This window comes from Burkholderia sp. Bp9004, assembly GCF_003858025.1.
In the GTDB taxonomy this organism is placed as follows: Bacteria; Pseudomonadota; Gammaproteobacteria; order Burkholderiales; family Burkholderiaceae; genus Burkholderia; species Burkholderia diffusa.
This window is the reverse complement of sequence record NZ_QTQD01000038.1, coordinates 20,861-36,985: the sequence shown is the minus strand read 5'-3', so window position 1 is coordinate 36,985 and position 16,125 is coordinate 20,861. Positions and strand designations below refer to the sequence as shown.

The window sequence follows — 16,125 nt, the reverse complement described above, 5'->3', positions numbered from 1 at the left end:
GGTCACCGACCGACCAGATCGACAACCGAACCGGAGCCCTCCATGAGCGTCATCCTCACCTGGGTCATCAACGCCCTCGCGCTGCTGATCATCACGTACCTCGTGCCGTCGATCCACATCAAGAGCTTCGGCACCGCGCTGATCATCGCGGTCGTGCTCGGCCTCATCAACACGGTGATCCGTCCGGTGCTGATCCTGCTGACGCTGCCGGTCACGATCGTCACGCTCGGGGTGTTCATCCTCGTCGTGAACGCGTTGTGCTTCTGGTTCGCGTCGTCGCTGCTGAAGGGTTTCGAGGTGTCGGGTTTCTGGTCGGCGTTCTTCGGTTCGATCCTGTACAGCATCGTGTCGTGGCTGCTGTCCGCGCTGATCTTCGGGCAGCGCGACATCGGCTGACGGCCGCGCCCATTCTTGCGAATCATGAAATCGATCGAACTCTCGTTTGAATTCTTCCCGCCGAAGACGGCGGACGGCGTCGAGAAGTTGCGCGCGACGCGTGCGCAGCTGCTGCCGCTGAAGCCGAAATTCGTCTCCGTGACGTTCGGCGCCGGCGGCTCGACCCAACAGGGCACGCTCGATACCGTGCTCGACATGCAGAAGGACGGCCTCGAGGCCGCGCCGCACCTGTCGTGCATCGGCTCGTCGCGCGACAGCCTGCGCGCGATCCTCGACCAGTACCGCTCGCACGGCATCCGCCATATCGTCGCGCTGCGCGGCGACTTGCCGTCGGGGATGGGCGAGGTCGGCGAGCTGCGCTATGCGTCCGAGCTCGTCAGCTTCATCCGCGCCGAGCACGGCGACTGGTTCCACATCGAAGTCGCCGGCTATCCGGAATACCACCCGCAATCGCGCTCGCCGAAGGCCGATCTCGAGAACTTCGCGCGCAAGGTGAAAGCCGGCGCGAATTCCGCGATCACGCAGTACTTCTTCAACGCCGACGCGTATTTCCGCTTCGTCGACGATGCGCGCAAGCTGGGTGTGGACGTGCCGATCGTGCCCGGCATCATGCCGATCACGAACTTCTCGCAGCTGATGCGCTTCTCGGAAATGTGCGGCGCGGAAGTGCCGCGCTGGGTCGCACGCCGGCTCGAAAGCTTCGGCGACGATCGCGACGCGATCCGTGCGTTCGGCGCGGATGTCGTCACGAGCCTGTGCCAGCGCCTGATCGACGCGGGCGTGCCGGGGCTGCACTTCTATACGCTGAACGCGGCGACCGCCACGCGGACGATCTGCGAACGGCTCGCGATGTAAGCGCCATCACGCGGTTGCACGTGCAAAAGCCCCGCCGGTCCTGCCGGCGGGGCTTTTTTTCGATGTTTGCGGAAGCGGCCGCGCGCGTCAGCGCTGCGCCTGCATCAGCGGCGGACGCCGGTCGAACCACGGCCGCGCCTGTTCGAGCTGCCGCGCGAGTTTCAGCAGCAATGCCTCGTCGGCGTGGCGCGCGACGAACTGCACGCCGATCGGCAGGCCGCGCGCGTTCCAGTAGAGCGGCACCGACATCGCCGGCTGGCCCGTCAGGTTGAACAGCTCGGTGCAGCCGGCCCATGCGAACGCCTTCTCCGAAGCCTTCGCGAGCATTTCCCGCAGCAGCGGTTTGACCGGCAGCGCGCCGAGCAGCTTCATCTGCGCGGCTTCGAGCGGTGTCGGCTGCAGTTCGCCGATCTTGACCGGCGGCCCCGCGAGCGTCGCGCACAGGATCGCGTCGTAGCGCGACACGAGGCCCGCGACCTGCACGGTGAGCTGGCGCTGCCATTCGAGCACGTCCGGCAGGCGCGCGCGCGCGATGCGCCTGCCGACGACGGCCATCGCCCACGTCGCCGGTTCGAACTCCGCGCGCTTCGGCGTGCGCCCGGTCACCGCGCGCGCGCCCAGCACCATCTCCTCGGCGATCGTCGCCCACAGCGTGAGAAAGGTTTCGGCCGCGCGTGCGTAGTCGATGTTCAGCGTCGCCGGCTCGACGTGATGACCGAGCGATTCGACGAGCGCGGCCGCGTCGTCGAGCGCCGCGCGCGTGTCGTCGGAGAGCGCCGGCGCGAGCATCGGGTCGACGACGAGGCCGATCCGCAGCGGCCCGGGCGGTGTGTCGAGCTCGCCCAGAAAGGTGCCGGGCGCGCCGGGCGGCAGCGTCTGGCCGGTCGTCACGTCGAGCAGCAGCGCGCTGTCGCGCACGCTGCGCGAAACCGCATGCTGGACGACCAGCTCGCCGTTCGAAGGCAAGTCGACCAGCACCGGATTGCGGCTCGGTTTCAGGCCGAACAGCCCGCAGCACGACGCCGGAATCCGGATCGAGCCGCCGCCGTCGGACGCATGCGCGAGCGGCACGATGCCTGCCGCGACGGCCGCGGCCGCGCCGCCGCTCGAGCCGCCGGGCGTGTGATCGAGGTTCCACGGATTGCGGCACGCGCCGAACAGTTCGGGTTCGGTGTACGGCATCTGGCCGATTTCCGACGTGTTGGTCTTGCCGAACACGTTGAGTCCCGCCGCGCGGCTGCGCGCGATCACCGGTGAGTCGTCGGTGGGGACGAAGTAGCGATAGTGGCGGCTGCCCATCGACAACGGCAGCCCCGCGACCGCCGCGCCGAGATCCTTGACGAGATACGGGACACCCGCGAACGGCGCATCGGTGCTGGTAGCGACGGCCGATTCCGCCCGCTTGCGCGCATCGTCGTAGTCCTGCAGCACGATCGCGTTGATCGCGCCGTTCACCGCTTCGGCCTGCCCGATCGCGGCGTCCAGCAGTTCGCGCGGGCTCGCCTTGCGCTCGCGCACGAGTGCGGCAAGCCCGATCGCGTCATGCGCGAGATAGTCCGAGTGCATCGCAGTCACCCCCGTTGTGACCCGTGGCGATGAAAGGAGGATAACGCGGGCCCGACGCGCCGGGCCCGCTGCCGGCCGCCGTTACACGTGCTCGGCGAGGAACGTCAGCGTGCGGCCGTGCGCGAGCGCCGACGCGCGCTGGTTGTACGACGCGCGATCGGTGCAGTTGAAGCCGTGTTCGGCGCCCGGATACAGGTGGAACGATGCGTTGTGGCGGCCCGCGAACGCGGCCTTCACCTGCTCGACCGCGTCGAGGGGGATTCCGTGGTCGTTCTCCGCGTAGTGGAACAGGATCGACTGCGTGACCTTGCCGGCAAGGTCGAGCGCATTCTGGATACCGCCGCCGTAATAGGCGACCGCCGCATCGACCTTGCCGGCCGCGGCCGCGCGGTACGCGAGCTGGCCGCCGAAGCAGTAGCCGATCGCGGCGACCTTGCCGGCGACTTCGGGGCGCGCGCGCAACGCGTCGGCGGCCGCGCCGATATCCGCGACCGCGAGACCGACATCGGTCTTCTTCATCAGTTCGATGCCCTTGTCGCGATCGGCGCCTTCGTAGGTCAGTTCGACGCGCGGCTGCGTGCGCCAGAAGACGTCCGGCGCGAGCGCGACGAAGCCGTCGGCCGCGTACTGGTCGGCGACCGCGCGGATGTGTGAGTTAACGCCGAAGATCTCCTGGATGATGATGACGGCGGGGCCCTTGCCGCGCTTGGGCAGCGCGAGATAGCCACCGAAGCTGTCGTTACCGGTCGGGATGTCGATCCATTGGGCAGTCACGTTGGAACTCCTGGCGAACGGGTGCGCGATATGCGCACCGTGGATGGAAAAAAGGGCGGCCTAGTGTGCCACCAATCCGGTGGCGCTGCAGCGCGCAAGCGGCGCGCCTGGCGGGTGTGCGCGCGTGTCGAATCCGCGTCTCGGACCCGCTTCTCGCGCAGCGATCGTTTCGATCTCGATTATTCATTTTTCGGCGATGCGCCGCTTCGATAGAGTCGATGTGTAGGCCTTTACAAAGCGCTTTCGTACATCGTCATCGAAGGATTCGCCATGTCCACCCGTGCATTTTCCACGCCGTTTTCCGAGCGCTTCGGCCTGCGCCTGCCGCTCGTGCAGGCGCCGATGGTCGGCGCGACCACGGCCGCGATGGTCGCGGCCGCATCCAGTGCCGGCGCGCTCGGCAGTCTCGGCGCCGGCGCGTTCGAGCCGGATCGTCTCGCGACCGAAGTCGCCGCCATTCGCGCGGCGACCGCGCGCCCGTTTGCCGTGAACCTGTTCGTGTTGCCCGAGGCCGCGCCCGACGCGGCCACCGTCGCACGCGCGCTTGCCGCGATCGATCCGTTGAACGCGACGCTCGGGCTGCCGCCGGGCACCGCGCCCGCGCGCTATGCCCCCGACTTCCGCGCGCAATTCGACGCGCTCGTCGCGCTGCGCGTGCCGGTCGCGAGCTTCACGTTCGGCGTGCTCGACGCGGCCGACGTCGCGCGCCTGAAGGCCGCCGGTACCTACGTGATCGGCACCGCGACGCACGTCGCCGAAGGGCTCGCGTGGCAGGCGGCCGGGGCCGATGCGCTGTCCGCGCAGGGCGCCGAAGCCGGCGGCCATCGCGGTACCTTCATCGGCTCGGCCGACGATGCGCTGATCGGCACGCTCGCGCTGGTGCCGCAGCTCGTCGATGCGACCGGCCTGCCCGTGCTCGCCGCGGGCGGCATCATGGACGGCCGCGGGATCGCCGCCGCGCTCGCGCTCGGCGCGCAGGGCGCGCAGCTCGGCACCGCGTTCCTGACCTGTGCGGAAAGCGCGATCGCGGCGGACTGGAAAGCGCGGCTGCTCGCGAGCGCCGATACGTCGACGCAGGTCACGCGCGCGATCACGGGCCGCCATGCGCGCGGATTGCGCAATACGCTGATGATGCGGCTCGGCGAACGCGTGGCCGACGCCGCGCCGTATCCGGTGCAGAACGCGCTGACCCAGCCGCTGCGCCAGGCCGCCGCGCGCGCGAACGACGGCGACTACCTGTCGCTGTGGGCCGGGCAGGGCGCACCACTCGCGCGACGGCGCGCCGCCGCGCTGACGACGTCGCAACTCGTCGACGCGCTCGACGCCGAATGGCGCGCAACGGCCGCCTGACCGGCCCGTATCGAAGCGAGAAAAGCGCGTGTTGTCACGCGCTTTTCATTCAATGATCCCGCGCACAAAATACCGAATCGAAATGACGCGGGAATGCTTTGAATCAACCTTTCATCCGGTCGTCCGAAATTAGCGGAAACCCTTATCTGGTGGGGCTTGCAGCGAATTCGAGGATTCATTCCAAAGCGCCCGTATCGGTAGTGTTACCACTACCCCAAAAAAGTCCCACAAATTAATTTGATCACCTACACTTGCGCGCAAGTACGGGCGGGCGGCCGCTACAAGCGGCTGTTTCCCTACGTGCTTGAGGCCAAGTGCATGAACGATGCAACCGGCGAATCGTCCAGTGAATGCAAACACAGGGATGGCAGCGGGGCACCGGGCGATGGCGTTTTTTGGGACCGAAACTGGAGACTTACATGAATATCAAGATGCAAAAGCTGTTGCCGATCACCGCAGCTGCGATGCTGTGTGCTGCAGCTGCAGGCAACGCAGCCGCCGATCAAGTCGTCAAGATCGGCCACGTCGCGCCGTTGACGGGCGGCATTGCACACCTGGGCAAGGACAACGAAAACGGCGCGCGTCTCGCAGTCGAGGAGATCAACGCCAAGGGTCTCACGGTCGGCGGCCAGAAAATCACGCTGCAACTCGACCCGCAGGATGACGCGGCCGACCCGCGCCAGGCCACGCAGGTTGCGCAGAAGCTCGTCGACGACAAGGTCGTCGCGGTGGTTGGCCACCTGAACTCGGGCACGTCGATCCCGGCCTCGAAGATCTACAGCGATGCAGGCATCGTGCAGATCTCGCCGTCGGCGACCAACCCGGCTTACACGCAGCAAGGCTTCAAGACCACGTATCGCGTGGTGGCGACCGATGCGCAGCAGGGCCCGGCACTCGCGAACTACGCGCACTCGAAGGGCATCAAGAGCGTCGCGGTGGTCGACGATTCGACCGCATACGGCCAGGGTCTCGCGAACGAGTTCGAGAAGAAGGCGAAGGCGCTCGGCCTGAAGGTGATGTCGCACGACGCGACCAACGACAAGGCGGTCGACTTCCGCGCGATTCTGACCAAGATCAAGGGTGAGAATCCGGACGCGATCATGTACGGCGGCATGGACGCCACCGGCGGCCCGTTCGCGAAACAGGCGAAGCAGCTCGGCCTGCGCGCGAAGATCCTGGCGGGCGACGGCGTGTGCACGGAAAAGCTGGCCGACCTGGCCGGCGACGCGACCGACAACGTCGTGTGCTCGGAAGCCGGTGCTTCGCTCGAGAAGATGGCGGGCGGCGCGGCGTTCAAGGCGAAGTACGAGAAGCGCTTCGGCCAGCCGATCCAGATCTACGCACCGTTCACGTACGACGCCGTGTACATCATCGTCGATGCGATGAAGCGTTCGAACTCGACGGACCCGGCGAAGATCCTCGCGGCGATGCCGGCGACGAACTACTCGGGCGTGATCGGCACGACGACCTTCGACTCGAAGGGCGACCTGCAACACGGCGTGATCTCGCTGTACAACTACAAGAACGGCAAGAAGTCGCTGCTCGACGAAGTGAAGATGTAAGCTGAAAAGCGGTCGACAGAAGGGGTGAAGGCGCGCCTGCGGCAACGCAGGCGCGCTTTCTTTTTGGTGATCTCGCAGCGGGTGGCCGGCTCGCCGCGCGGTCAGATCTTCAGATGCGCGAGCACCTTCGGCGCGACGGCCGCGACGAGCGCCGCGCACAGCGCGACGACCGACAGGCCGATGGTCAGGTTCACGGCCTGCGCGACCGCACCGATCACGACCGGACCGAACAGCAACCCGAAATACGCGAGTCCGGCCACGTGCGCGAGCCCCTCGGCCGCGTGGATGCCTTTCACGCGCGCGGCGGCGGCGAACAGCACGGGCATCATGTTCGCGAGGCCGAGGCCCATCAGCGTGAAGCCCGTCAGCACGGCGATCGGGTTCGGCAGCAGCAGCGCGCCGATCATCCCGGCGCACGCGAGCGACGCGCTCGCGAACACGAGCTGCGGCGCGCCGAAACGCGCGCGCACCGCATCGCCCGCGAATCGCGCGATCGCCATCCCGCCGGAGAATGCTGCATAGGCCGCGCTCGCGAGTGCGGGGCTCGCCGCGACGACGTCGCGCATGTAGACCGTCGCCCAGTCGTACATCGCACCTTCGGCGATCAGCGCGATCAGCGCGATGCCGCCGAGCATCCACAGCGCGGGCGAGCGCCAGCGGTTGCCGCCGCCGTGCGCGTGTTCGTGATGCGGCACGTGCGGCAGCACGGCCGGGCTCGCGACGAGCAGCACCGCCGCGCTGACGGCCGCCGCGAGCGCGAGATGCACGGCGGGCGCCATACCGGCCGACAGCAGCGCGCCGCCGGCCGCCGCCCCCGACATCCCGCCGATGCTGAACATCCCGTGCAGCGACGACATGATCGGCTTGCCGAGCGCGATCTCGACCGCGCTCGCCTCCGCGTTCATCGCGACGTCGAGCGTCGCCATCGAGAAGCCGAACAGCGCGAGCACGACGAGCAGCATCCAGTAATCGGGCACGGCGAGGATCAGCGCCGCGCACGCGGCCATCACGAGCCCGCCCGCGAGGCACGCGGTGCGCGAGCCGACGCGCGCGATCCAGCGCGCGATCGTGAGCATCGCGGCGATCGAGCCGCCCGCGACCGCGAACAGCGCGATCGACAGCAGCCCCGGGCTCAATGCGAACTTGTCGCGCACGGTCGGCACGTGCACGCCCCACGACGCGTACATCATGCCGGCGATGAAGAACAGTGCCATCGTGGCCGTGCGTGCGCGCTGGCGGACCGGCAAGGCCAGCAGGCGATGCGCGTCGGGCGGCGCGGCGAAGTCGGACGAGGATCGGGAGGAGGTTTCGGACACGGAGCGCTCTTGAATGGACGATGCGCGGGCGCGTCGCGCCCGTCGGATGGGTCCGATTCTATCGAACCGCTTACGGTCTTGCCGGCGTGCTGGCCGTTGGGCCGATCAGGCTTCGGCGCGCACGCCGCTTGCGCGGTCCGCGTCCGCCATCCGGCCGATGCCCGGCGGGACGCAGCCGCGAGTAACATCGGTGCGCAGGCGGCGTGCCCGAAGCGTTCCAGTGCGGCGCGTCATCGCCCCCGTTGCCGCTCAGGCTTTCCGACCGCAGGAGTCACCGTGAACATCGATCCCACCCTTGCCCTGCACCTGCTGCACCGTTGCGCGCTCGGCACGCTCGCGACCCACGCGCGCGACCCGCAAGGCTTTCCCTATCCGACGGTCGTGCCGTTCGCACCCGATGCGAATCATCGACCCGTGATTCTCGTGAGCGGCCTTGCCGAGCATACGCGCAACCTTGCCGCCGATCCGCGCGCGGGATTCCTCGTCGTCGACGCGCCGGACGGCGACGTGCTGAACGCCGAGCGCGCGACACTGCTCGGCCGCTTCATGCCGCTCGGCGACGATCCGCATGTCGCCGCGCGCTACACGCGCTACGAACCCGATGCCGCACGCTACCTCGCGCTCGGCGATTTCACGTTCTGGACACTCGACATCGAGCGGCTGCGCTATATCGGCGGATTCGGCCGGATGGGCTGGGTGGACGGCACCGGCCTCGATGCGCTGCCGCCGCTTGGGTTCGACGAAGAACGGGCGTTGTGGGAGGCGTACGACTCGAGCGATGCGCGCCGCGACGGGCTCGACCTGCTCGGCGTCGATCGCCACGGAGCCGACTGGCGCTGCGACAACCGCCGCGTGCGCACGCCCTTCGATTCAGTGCCGGGCGACGCCGGCGCGTTGCGCGAACGGTTGATTGCCTGCGCTCGGGAGGTGACGTGATGCAGGGATACGGATATGTCTGAATAACGCCTCGCGCCGTACGATATTTCCGAACTTGTCGCCGGATGAAAGCTTTGATTTTCCCACATGCAGGGTAATTGCGTATGCTGATAGGCCGATTACCGGATCGATAATGTCCTAATCTCTATGCAAGTGCGTAAAAACTTGAGAAAAGGCCGCGGCCGGTCAAAATGACATGCGTGAATTGCAATTGGTCTCGGGATTTTCATGAATCTCGCTTCTATCAAATCTTTTTTGTGCTAATCTCTGCCTTCGAAAATCCGAGGCACATATATTTCATGAATGGTGAGCTGGCAACAGACCGGCCCCATTGGTCAGATAGAAAGGGAAACTATGTCTTCTTACAAGGACCTGCTGGCCCAGCGGGAGAAGCTGGAGAAGCAAATCGAAGAAGCGAAGTCGCGTGAATACGCTGAAGTGCTGAATGACGTGAAGCAGAAAATTGCCGACTATGGCTTTTCGCTCGCCGAACTCGGTCTCAGCCGCGCGAAGGCAGGTAAGGTCGGCCGTCCGCGCGCAGGCGTGGCCGCGAAATACCGTGATCCGGAAACGGGCGCGACGTGGTCGGGCCGCGGCAAGCCGCCGCGCTGGATCGCTGGCAAGAACCGCGAACAGTTTGCGATTTAAACGATCGTTTAAGTCGACGTCTCGAAAAGAGCCGCGCATCCGTCGAGGAGCGCGGCTTTTTGCATTCCGGCACCGGATTGTATGCGTTTTGTCATGAAAATGTCAGGCGCGGGTGTGAATGAAAATGCAACCCGTTCGCATAAGCGATTGATTTGAATGGAAAATTTTGGGTTATCGGAATGCCGGGCGGAGTTCGTTTGATAGAATTCCGTATCACAACCGATATCTAGCATTTCATGTCCACGTTTTCCGACGACGCGCAAAGCGCAGATAAGCACGCGGTCGCGCGCAAGAGCACCCTCGTTAGTATTGTGCTGAATGTGGTGCTTGCGACGTTTCAGATCGTCGTCGGGGTGGTTGCGCATTCGCAGGCATTGATTGCCGATGGCATCCATTCGATTTCCGATCTGATCTCGGATTTTGTCGTACTGGTGGCCAATCGCCATAGTGGTGCATCGCCGGATGCCGATCACAATTACGGACACAGCCGCTATGAAACCGTCGCGTCGCTGTTTCTCGGCGCGATCCTGATCGCCGTCGGCATCGGCATGCTCTGGCGCGCCGGCGACCGGCTCGTGAATCTCGAAAACATCCCGGCCGTCCATTTTTCCGCGTTGATCGTCGCGCTGACCGTGCTCGTGTCGAAAGAGGCGCTGTTCCGCTACATGCTGCGCGAGGCTCGGCGCGTGCGTTCGGCGATGCTCGTCGCGAACGCGTGGCATGCGCGCTCGGACGCCGCATCGTCGCTCGTCGTCGCGATCGGCATCGTCGGCAGTCTCGCCGGCGTGCGGCTGCTCGACCCGATCGCCGCGGCGATCGTCGGCTTCATGGTCGCGCGCATGGGCTGGACGTTCGGCTACGACGCGCTTCAGGACCTGTCGGATCGTGCACTCGACACCGCCGACACGGCCGAGATCCGCGCGCTGCTCGAGGCGACGCCGGGCGTGCGCGACGTGCACGACCTGCGCACCCGCAAGATGGGCGATGCGGCGCTCGTCGACGCGCACATCCTTGTCGATCCGATGATTTCCGTCTCCGAAGGCCACTACATCGCGGAAACCGCACGTGCGCGCGTGCTGCGCGACCCGCGCGTGCTCGACGCGCTGATCCACGTCGATCCGGAGAACGACACGGCGCGCCGTCCGGCGCTCGCGCTCCCGCCGCGCGCCGAGATCGCGGCGCGGCTCGAGGCCGCGCTCGCGCAACGCGGCCTGCATCCGGCCGCGATCAACCTGCACTACCTGAGCACGGGGCTCGAGATCGACGTGACGCTCGACGCGGGCGCAGGCGATACCGACGCGTCGCTGGCCGGCCGGCTCGACGTCGACGCGTTGAAGCGGCAGTTCGGCGCGCGTCGGATCGGCTTCACGCGCGGATTGCCCGCGCAGGCCTGAGCGGCGCCGGCGACCGCGGGCCCGCGCGTTACAGCGGCAGTTGCGTGTCGAACTTGATTTCGCGCAGCACGACGCTCGTGCGCACCTGCGACACGGCCGGGATCTTGAAGATCCGTTCGTGCAGGAAGACGTCGTAGGCCTTGATGTCGGGCGCGACGATCTTGAGGATGTAATCGGCCTCGCCGGTCGTGCTGTAGCACTCGGTGACTTCCGGGCAGGTCGCGATCTCGCGCTCGAACTGTTCGACGCCGCCTTCGTTGTGGCGGGTCAGATGCACGTGCGCGAGCGCGCATACGTGCAGGCCGAGCTTCTCGCGATCGAGCAGCGCCGTGTAGCGCTGGATCACGCCCGACTGTTCCATGTCCTTGATGCGGCGCCAGCACGGCGTGCTCGACAGGCCGACCTGGTCGGAGATTTCCTGCACGGAACGGCGCGCGTCGAGTTGCAACAGGCGAAGGATTTTTTGCGAAAAGGAATCGAGCGTCACCTGCGCCTCCATGCGGCAGCTACAACACGCTGAATGTTAGAGGGCCGGGAAAGGAAAGGCAATCTGACGCGGCGCTGTTGAGCGAGATTCGCTAATTTGCTCGCGGATCCGTGGGGTTTTGTCCCGCCCCCGCGTTTTCCGACCGATCGGTGTCCGACACGGCGAGGCCCGCGAGCGCGGCCTGCTGACGGCGCAGGTCGGCGAGCATGTTGCAGAACAGCGCGCCTTGCTCGATCGCGTCGTCGAGCGCGACGTGCGTGTGCGGGTGATCGTCGAACCAGTGCTTCGGAAAGCGCGGCTTGATCGCCTTGCGGTACGGCAGGCCCGTCATCGCGAACGCGAGCGTCTTGATGTCGAGCGCCGACCACGAGAACGGGCAGCGCCCCGCGAAGCGCATCATGTACCAGAACATGAACGTGAAGTCGAAACCGGCCGGCATCGCGACGAATACCGGCTTGCCGGGCAGCGCCTCGACCCACTCGACGTACGCGACCAGCGCCGCCTCGGGCGCCTGCAGGTCGCGCCGGCACGCGGCCCACGCTTCCGGTTCCGTCTTCCACCACGCTTCCTGCACCGGGTGGGCCTGCGCGCCGGGCAGCGTCTCGAGGTTCGCCGAGAACGTCGCGATCAGCTGCTTGTCCTCGGTATAGGCAGCCGACGCGAAGCTCAGCATCGAGTGCGGGCCGGGAATCGGGCCGTCGGCCTCGACGTCGGTGCTGACGTAGATTTCGGGGATGGCGGTCTGGTTCATCCGAACACCTTGTCGGACACGAACGGATTCGTGCGGCGCTCGTCGCCGAACGTCGACACCGGGCCGTGGCCCGGCACGAACGTGACATCGTCGCCGAGCGGCCACAGCTTCTCCTTGATCGAACGCACGAGGTCCGCGTGGTTGCCGCGCGGGAAATCGGTGCGCCCGATCGAGCCGGCGAACAGCACGTCGCCGACGATCGCGACGCGATGCGCGCGGCTGAAGAACACGACGTGGCCGGGCGTGTGGCCCGGGCAGTGATAGACCTCGAGCGTCTCGTCGCCGAACCGCACGGTGTCGCCGTCCTTCAGCCAGTGGTCCGGCTCGAACGCCTCGGCGGCCGGGAAGCCGAAGCGCTGGCTCTGCATCGGCAGTTGCTCGATCCAGAAGCGCTCGTCTTCCTGCGGTCCCACGATCGGCACGCCGTAGTGCGTCGCGAGCGCCTTCGCGCCCGCGCAGTGATCGACGTGGCCGTGCGTGAGCAGCACCTTCTCGACCTGCACGTTCTGCCGCGCGATCTCCTGTTCGATCCGTTCGATGTCGCCGCCGGGATCGACGACGGCGGCGCGGCCCGTCTTCTCGCAGACGAGCAGCGAGCAGTTCTGCTGGAACGGCGTGACCGGAATGAGCGTGACTTTCATGGAGACACCGGCGGCTAAAAGGAGCGATTGTACCGGTCGCGCGCGCTGCCTGCCCGCCCTGCGGCGCGGCGTCGGGTGCGCTGTTCCGGGCAATCCCGGAGCATGCCGATTGTTACACTCATAGTGAGAATCAATGGTCCGGAAGGGGCGCTTTTCTAGCCGGGCTTTTGGTTTATGTATAATGCGGCCCATTGCGCGTGAATTTCACGCAATTCGCTGGTGTTTCGGCCCCGTTAAAAAAGGGGTGTCGGATTCACCGTCAAGCATCGACCGCCGGGGAGTCCGGCGGTGTATCCAGCACCGAGCATTCGGTGCTCACGTCTTGTCCGGCCGGGTGCTGCGCGCCCGTTCTGCGGCCCTGCTGCCGCTCCGCCGGATGAGGCCTGTGCCGCCGTTCCTGTGCGTTGGCCGTACGCCACGCGCGCGGACGTGATTGCCATGTTCGATGGCGGCATGTGGGGTCTGGTCAGGCTGCCGGGGACAGGTTGCGCCAGACGTGAAAACTAATCAGGACGGTTGCGGCAGAGACGAAAGCCGCGCCCATGCTAGCCGCCTGCTCGCTTAGCCGAGCGGGGCGTGCACGCATTTGCCGTCCGGGCCGCGTATCCGCGTTGTTGAGCAGCGTTGTATCGGTGCGGCCCGAACCAGAAGGCGACACGTCGATGAACTTTCGTTTTCCGACTCGATTCGGGACCATTGCATTATTTTTCGCGCTGACGGGCTGTGCGGTGCCATCCAGCCAGACCACCGGCAGCGCCAACCAGAAGAACGCGGTCAACAAGACGGCTGCTGCCGCGAAAGCGGACGACGACAAGCAGCAACTGAACTTCGATTCCGCGCTGGCATCGATGCCGGCTGCCGACAGCAAGGACGCGAAGAAGTCGTCGCTGGCGGACGCCGAGCCGATCGACGGCAAGGACGTGTCCGACTTCCGCCAGACGGGCCGGGCATCGTGGTATGGCCGGGATTTCCACGGCCGCCGCACCGCGAACGGCGAGCGTTTCAACATGAACGCGCTGACCGCCGCGCACCGCACGCTGCCGCTGTCGTCGTACATCAAGGTGACGAACGCGTCGAGCGGCAAGTGGGTCGTCGTGAAGGTCAACGATCGCGGGCCGTACAAGCGCGGCCGCGTGCTCGACCTGTCTTACGCGGCCGCCAAGATGATCGGCCTCGTGCATGCCGGCACCGGCCGCGTGAAGATCGAAGGGCTGTCGCCGCAGGAAGCGCGCGAGGCGCGCGACGAAATGCTCGCGTCGCTGTCGTCGAAGTAACGCGGCGGTTCGTCCGCACATGCGAAAGGGCTGCCTTCGGGCAGCCCTTTTTCGTTTCCGCGTGCCGGGCGGCGGGTGCCGCCCGCGCTCGCGCGTCAGCCTTCCTTCAGCGCCAGCGCGCGCGCATACAGCGCGTTGCGCGATGCGCCCGTCAGCGCGGCCGCGAGCTTCGCCGCGCTCTTCACCGGCACTTCTTCCAGCAGCAGCTTGAGCAGCGCGTCGTGCGCGGTCTCGTCGGCTTCGCCGACGTCGGCCGGCGCGCCTTCGACGACCAGGACGAACTCGCCGCGCTGCCGGTTCGCATCGCCGGCGAGCCAGCTCTGTCCTTCGGCCAGGGTGCCCTGGAACAGCTGCTCGTGTAGCTTGGTGAGCTCGCGTGCGATCAGCAGCCGGCGCGCCGGGCCGAACGCGTCAGCGAGGGCGGCGACGGTGTCCGTGATCCGGTGCGGCGCTTCGTAGAACACCAGCGCGTACGGGTGTCGCACGAGCGCCTGCAGCGCGCTCGCACGCTGCTTTGGCTTCGGCGGCAGGAAGCCTGCGAACGTGAACGCGCCGGCCCAGTCGCCCGCCACGCTCAGCGCGGTCACGGCCGCGCTCGCGCCCGGCAGCGGAATCACCGGGAAGCCCGCCGCGCGCACGGCGTCGACGAGCCGCGCGCCGGGGTCCGAAATGCCGGGCGTGCCGGCGTCCGACACGTACGCGACGCGTTCGCCCGCGCGCAGCAGCTCGATCACGCGCAGCGCGGCTTCGCGCTCGTTGTGCTCGTGCACGGCGACGAGCGGTTTCGAGATGCCGTAGCGGGCCAGCAGCTGGCCCGTGTTGCGGGTGTCTTCGGCCGCGATGCGGTCGGCCAGGCCGAGCACGTGCAGCGCGCGCAGCGTGATGTCGGCGGTGTTGCCGATCGGCGTCGCGACCACATAGAGCGCGGCGTCCGGGTAGTGCTGCGTTTGCGCGAGTTCGAGGAGGGCAGTCATGGCAGGCAATGCGCGCAATCGCGGCGCAGGCGGAACAAGGACGGCATTGTGCCACGCGGCGCCCGCCGCGCCGGGCAACAAGCGCGATTTGCCGACCGGCGGCGGCAACTTTTCCGGCACGGCGCGATCAAGATCGATTGGCGCGACGTTCGAGCAGCGCGCGCGGCAGTTCCTGGAACGTCGCGGTCTCGCGTTCGTCGCGGCGAACGTGACGATGCGCGGCGGCGAACTCGACCTGGTGATGCGCACGCCCGACGGCACGCTCGTGTTCGTCGAGGTGCGCGCGCGGCGCAGCGCCCGGCATGGCGGCGCGGCCGCGAGCGTCGGCTTGCGCAAGCGGCGGCGTCTGGTCGCGGCCGCGCTCCATTTCTGGGCGCGGCACGGCGCGGGTGCCGCATGCCGTTTCGACGTCGTCGCGTTCGAGGCGGGTCGGCTCGAGTGGCTGCGCGATGCATTTCGTGCCGACGATGCGTAGCCGCGAGCTGTGACGAGATGTAAAGAGTTCTTGCCATACCCCCGGAGAGGGTGCCGGAGTGCGGTAAACTCGCCGCACCCATGACGTTGCGCGCTGCGTGCCATGCGCGCCCAGTTCACCAGGAATCGATGTCAGTCGAACGTATTCAGCAACATTTCCGCGACAGCGCCGCACTTCACGCCGAAGCGGCCGATGCGCTGTCGTTGCCGATCGCGGCCGCGGTCGACGCAATGTTCGCCGCGCTGGCGAACGGCAACAAGATCGTCGCATGCGGGGATGGCCCGTCGGCCGCCGCAGCGCACTACCTCGCCGTGTCGCTCGTCGGCGGTTTCGAGCGCGAGCGTCCGGGCCTTCCCGCGATTGCGCTGGCCACCGATGCGTCGCAGGGCGGTCTCACGGGGGCAGTCGCCGCCGATCAGCTGTTCGCGCAGCAGGTGCGTGTGCTCGGGCAGACCGGCGACATCCTGCTGGTGCTCGACGCGAGCGGCGCGTCGCCGCGCGTGCTGGCCGCGATCGACGAGGCGCACGAGCGCGAGATGACCGTCGTCGCGCTGACGGGCGGCGACGGCCATGCCGTCGCGGCCGCGCTGTCCGACACCGATATTCCGATCAGCGTGCCCGCCTCGCGTGCGGCACGCGTCCACGAAGTCCATCTGCTGACCATCCACTGCCTGTGCGACGGCATCGACGCGATGCTGCTGGGTGAGGATTGAACGAAGGAGAGCC

The 16,125-nt window shown here is 67.1% G+C and carries 17 protein-coding genes; 10 read left to right on the top strand and 7 right to left on the bottom strand.

Annotated features, from left to right (window positions below; genetic code table 11):
* Positions 1 to 42: 42 nt before the first annotated feature.
* Both DIE08_RS30625 and metF read left to right on the top strand, forming a co-directional pair.
* Complete coding sequence (locus DIE08_RS30625; RefSeq protein WP_006477367.1) at positions 43 to 396, top strand: phage holin family protein; 354 nt, start codon at positions 43 to 45, stop codon at positions 394 to 396.
* 24 nt (positions 397 to 420) lie between these two features.
* On the top strand, positions 421 to 1,251 hold the full coding sequence (metF, locus tag DIE08_RS30620; RefSeq protein ID WP_059601901.1) for a methylenetetrahydrofolate reductase [NAD(P)H]: 831 nt from the start codon (positions 421 to 423) through the stop codon (positions 1,249 to 1,251).
* Positions 1,252 to 1,338: 87 nt separating this feature from the next.
* Here metF and DIE08_RS30615 read toward each other — a convergent pair whose 3' ends face one another.
* The gene (locus DIE08_RS30615; protein ID WP_124905340.1) at positions 1,339 to 2,817 is read right to left on the bottom strand and encodes an amidase; all 1,479 of its coding nucleotides are present in this window, start codon (positions 2,815 to 2,817) and stop codon (positions 1,339 to 1,341) included.
* Between the two features lie 81 nt (positions 2,818 to 2,898).
* On the bottom strand, positions 2,899 to 3,591 hold the full coding sequence (locus tag DIE08_RS30610; protein ID WP_124905338.1) for a dienelactone hydrolase family protein: 693 nt from the start codon (positions 3,589 to 3,591) through the stop codon (positions 2,899 to 2,901).
* Positions 3,592 to 3,861: 270 nt separating this feature from the next.
* Here DIE08_RS30610 and DIE08_RS30605 point away from each other — a divergent pair, with 270 nt between their 5' ends.
* Positions 3,862 to 4,941, top strand: a complete 1,080-nt coding sequence (locus DIE08_RS30605) for a nitronate monooxygenase family protein (RefSeq protein ID WP_124905336.1) — start codon at positions 3,862 to 3,864, stop codon at positions 4,939 to 4,941.
* Between the two features lie 419 nt (positions 4,942 to 5,360).
* Entirely contained in the window at positions 5,361 to 6,503 is a 1,143-nt protein-coding gene (locus DIE08_RS30600) for a branched-chain amino acid ABC transporter substrate-binding protein (RefSeq protein WP_124628621.1), read from the top strand.
* Positions 6,504 to 6,604: 101 nt separating this feature from the next.
* Here the strand turns inward: DIE08_RS30600 and DIE08_RS30595 are convergent, their stop codons facing one another.
* On the bottom strand, positions 6,605 to 7,819 hold the full coding sequence (locus tag DIE08_RS30595) for an MFS transporter (protein ID WP_124905334.1): 1,215 nt from the start codon (positions 7,817 to 7,819) through the stop codon (positions 6,605 to 6,607).
* Between the two features lie 276 nt (positions 7,820 to 8,095).
* Here DIE08_RS30595 and DIE08_RS30590 point away from each other — a divergent pair, with 276 nt between their 5' ends.
* From DIE08_RS30590 to DIE08_RS30580, 3 genes are all read left to right on the top strand, one after another.
* Entirely contained in the window at positions 8,096 to 8,755 is a 660-nt protein-coding gene (locus tag DIE08_RS30590; protein ID WP_124905332.1) for a HugZ family protein, read from the top strand.
* 354 nt (positions 8,756 to 9,109) lie between these two features.
* A complete protein-coding gene (locus DIE08_RS30585; RefSeq protein ID WP_006491875.1) occupies positions 9,110 to 9,403 on the top strand; it encodes an H-NS family nucleoid-associated regulatory protein in 294 nt (97 codons plus the stop codon).
* 236 nt (positions 9,404 to 9,639) lie between these two features.
* Positions 9,640 to 10,797, top strand: a complete 1,158-nt coding sequence (locus tag DIE08_RS30580; RefSeq protein WP_059601887.1) for a cation diffusion facilitator family transporter — start codon at positions 9,640 to 9,642, stop codon at positions 10,795 to 10,797.
* 28 nt (positions 10,798 to 10,825) lie between these two features.
* On the opposite strand, the gene DIE08_RS30575 is transcribed toward DIE08_RS30580, so the two are convergent.
* From DIE08_RS30575 to DIE08_RS30565, 3 genes are all read right to left on the bottom strand, one after another.
* Complete coding sequence (locus DIE08_RS30575; protein ID WP_006477376.1) at positions 10,826 to 11,296, bottom strand: Lrp/AsnC family transcriptional regulator; 471 nt, start codon at positions 11,294 to 11,296, stop codon at positions 10,826 to 10,828.
* Positions 11,297 to 11,375: 79 nt separating this feature from the next.
* A complete protein-coding gene (locus DIE08_RS30570; RefSeq protein ID WP_059601885.1) occupies positions 11,376 to 12,035 on the bottom strand; it encodes a hypothetical protein in 660 nt (219 codons plus the stop codon).
* Positions 12,032 to 12,676, bottom strand: a complete 645-nt coding sequence (locus DIE08_RS30565) for an MBL fold metallo-hydrolase (RefSeq protein ID WP_124905330.1) — start codon at positions 12,674 to 12,676, stop codon at positions 12,032 to 12,034. The genes DIE08_RS30570 and DIE08_RS30565 overlap by 4 nt, the downstream gene beginning before the upstream one ends.
* Positions 12,677 to 13,338: 662 nt before the next feature.
* On the opposite strand from DIE08_RS30565, the gene DIE08_RS30560 reads away from it, so the two are divergent.
* A complete protein-coding gene (locus DIE08_RS30560) occupies positions 13,339 to 13,950 on the top strand; it encodes a septal ring lytic transglycosylase RlpA family protein (RefSeq protein WP_124628615.1) in 612 nt (203 codons plus the stop codon).
* Positions 13,951 to 14,045: 95 nt separating this feature from the next.
* On the opposite strand, the gene rsmI is transcribed toward DIE08_RS30560, so the two are convergent.
* Complete coding sequence (rsmI, locus tag DIE08_RS30555; protein ID WP_124905328.1) at positions 14,046 to 14,924, bottom strand: 16S rRNA (cytidine(1402)-2'-O)-methyltransferase; 879 nt, start codon at positions 14,922 to 14,924, stop codon at positions 14,046 to 14,048.
* Positions 14,925 to 14,970: 46 nt separating this feature from the next.
* Here rsmI and DIE08_RS30550 point away from each other — a divergent pair, with 46 nt between their 5' ends.
* Together DIE08_RS30550 and DIE08_RS30545 are read left to right on the top strand one after the other, a co-directional pair.
* A complete protein-coding gene (locus DIE08_RS30550) occupies positions 14,971 to 15,399 on the top strand; it encodes a YraN family protein (protein WP_174910515.1) in 429 nt (142 codons plus the stop codon).
* A gap of 128 nt (positions 15,400 to 15,527) precedes the next feature.
* Complete coding sequence (locus tag DIE08_RS30545) at positions 15,528 to 16,112, top strand: SIS domain-containing protein (RefSeq protein ID WP_124905324.1); 585 nt, start codon at positions 15,528 to 15,530, stop codon at positions 16,110 to 16,112.
* The last annotated feature ends 13 nt before the right edge of the window (positions 16,113 to 16,125 follow it).

Bases quoted from the DNA above. Each gene is read 5' to 3' on its own strand.
- DIE08_RS30560 (WP_124628615.1), top strand. From the start codon at position 13,339: ATGAACTTTCGTTTTCCGACTCGATTCGGGACCATTGCATTATTTTTC.
- DIE08_RS30615 (WP_124905340.1), bottom strand. From the start codon at position 2,817: ATGCACTCGGACTATCTCGCGCATGACGCGATCGGGCTTGCCGCACTC.
- DIE08_RS30575 (WP_006477376.1), bottom strand. From the start codon at position 11,296: ATGGAGGCGCAGGTGACGCTCGATTCCTTTTCGCAAAAAATCCTTCGC.
- DIE08_RS30565 (WP_124905330.1), bottom strand. From the start codon at position 12,676: ATGAAAGTCACGCTCATTCCGGTCACGCCGTTCCAGCAGAACTGCTCG.
- rsmI (WP_124905328.1), bottom strand. From the start codon at position 14,924: ATGACTGCCCTCCTCGAACTCGCGCAAACGCAGCACTACCCGGACGCC.
- DIE08_RS30600 (WP_124628621.1), top strand. From the start codon at position 5,361: ATGAATATCAAGATGCAAAAGCTGTTGCCGATCACCGCAGCTGCGATG.
- DIE08_RS30585 (WP_006491875.1), top strand. From the start codon at position 9,110: ATGTCTTCTTACAAGGACCTGCTGGCCCAGCGGGAGAAGCTGGAGAAG.
- DIE08_RS30545 (WP_124905324.1), top strand. From the start codon at position 15,528: ATGTCAGTCGAACGTATTCAGCAACATTTCCGCGACAGCGCCGCACTT.
- DIE08_RS30570 (WP_059601885.1), bottom strand. From the start codon at position 12,035: ATGAACCAGACCGCCATCCCCGAAATCTACGTCAGCACCGACGTCGAG.
- DIE08_RS30580 (WP_059601887.1), top strand. From the start codon at position 9,640: ATGTCCACGTTTTCCGACGACGCGCAAAGCGCAGATAAGCACGCGGTC.
- DIE08_RS30605 (WP_124905336.1), top strand. From the start codon at position 3,862: ATGTCCACCCGTGCATTTTCCACGCCGTTTTCCGAGCGCTTCGGCCTG.
- metF (WP_059601901.1), top strand. From the start codon at position 421: ATGAAATCGATCGAACTCTCGTTTGAATTCTTCCCGCCGAAGACGGCG.
- DIE08_RS30625 (WP_006477367.1), top strand. From the start codon at position 43: ATGAGCGTCATCCTCACCTGGGTCATCAACGCCCTCGCGCTGCTGATC.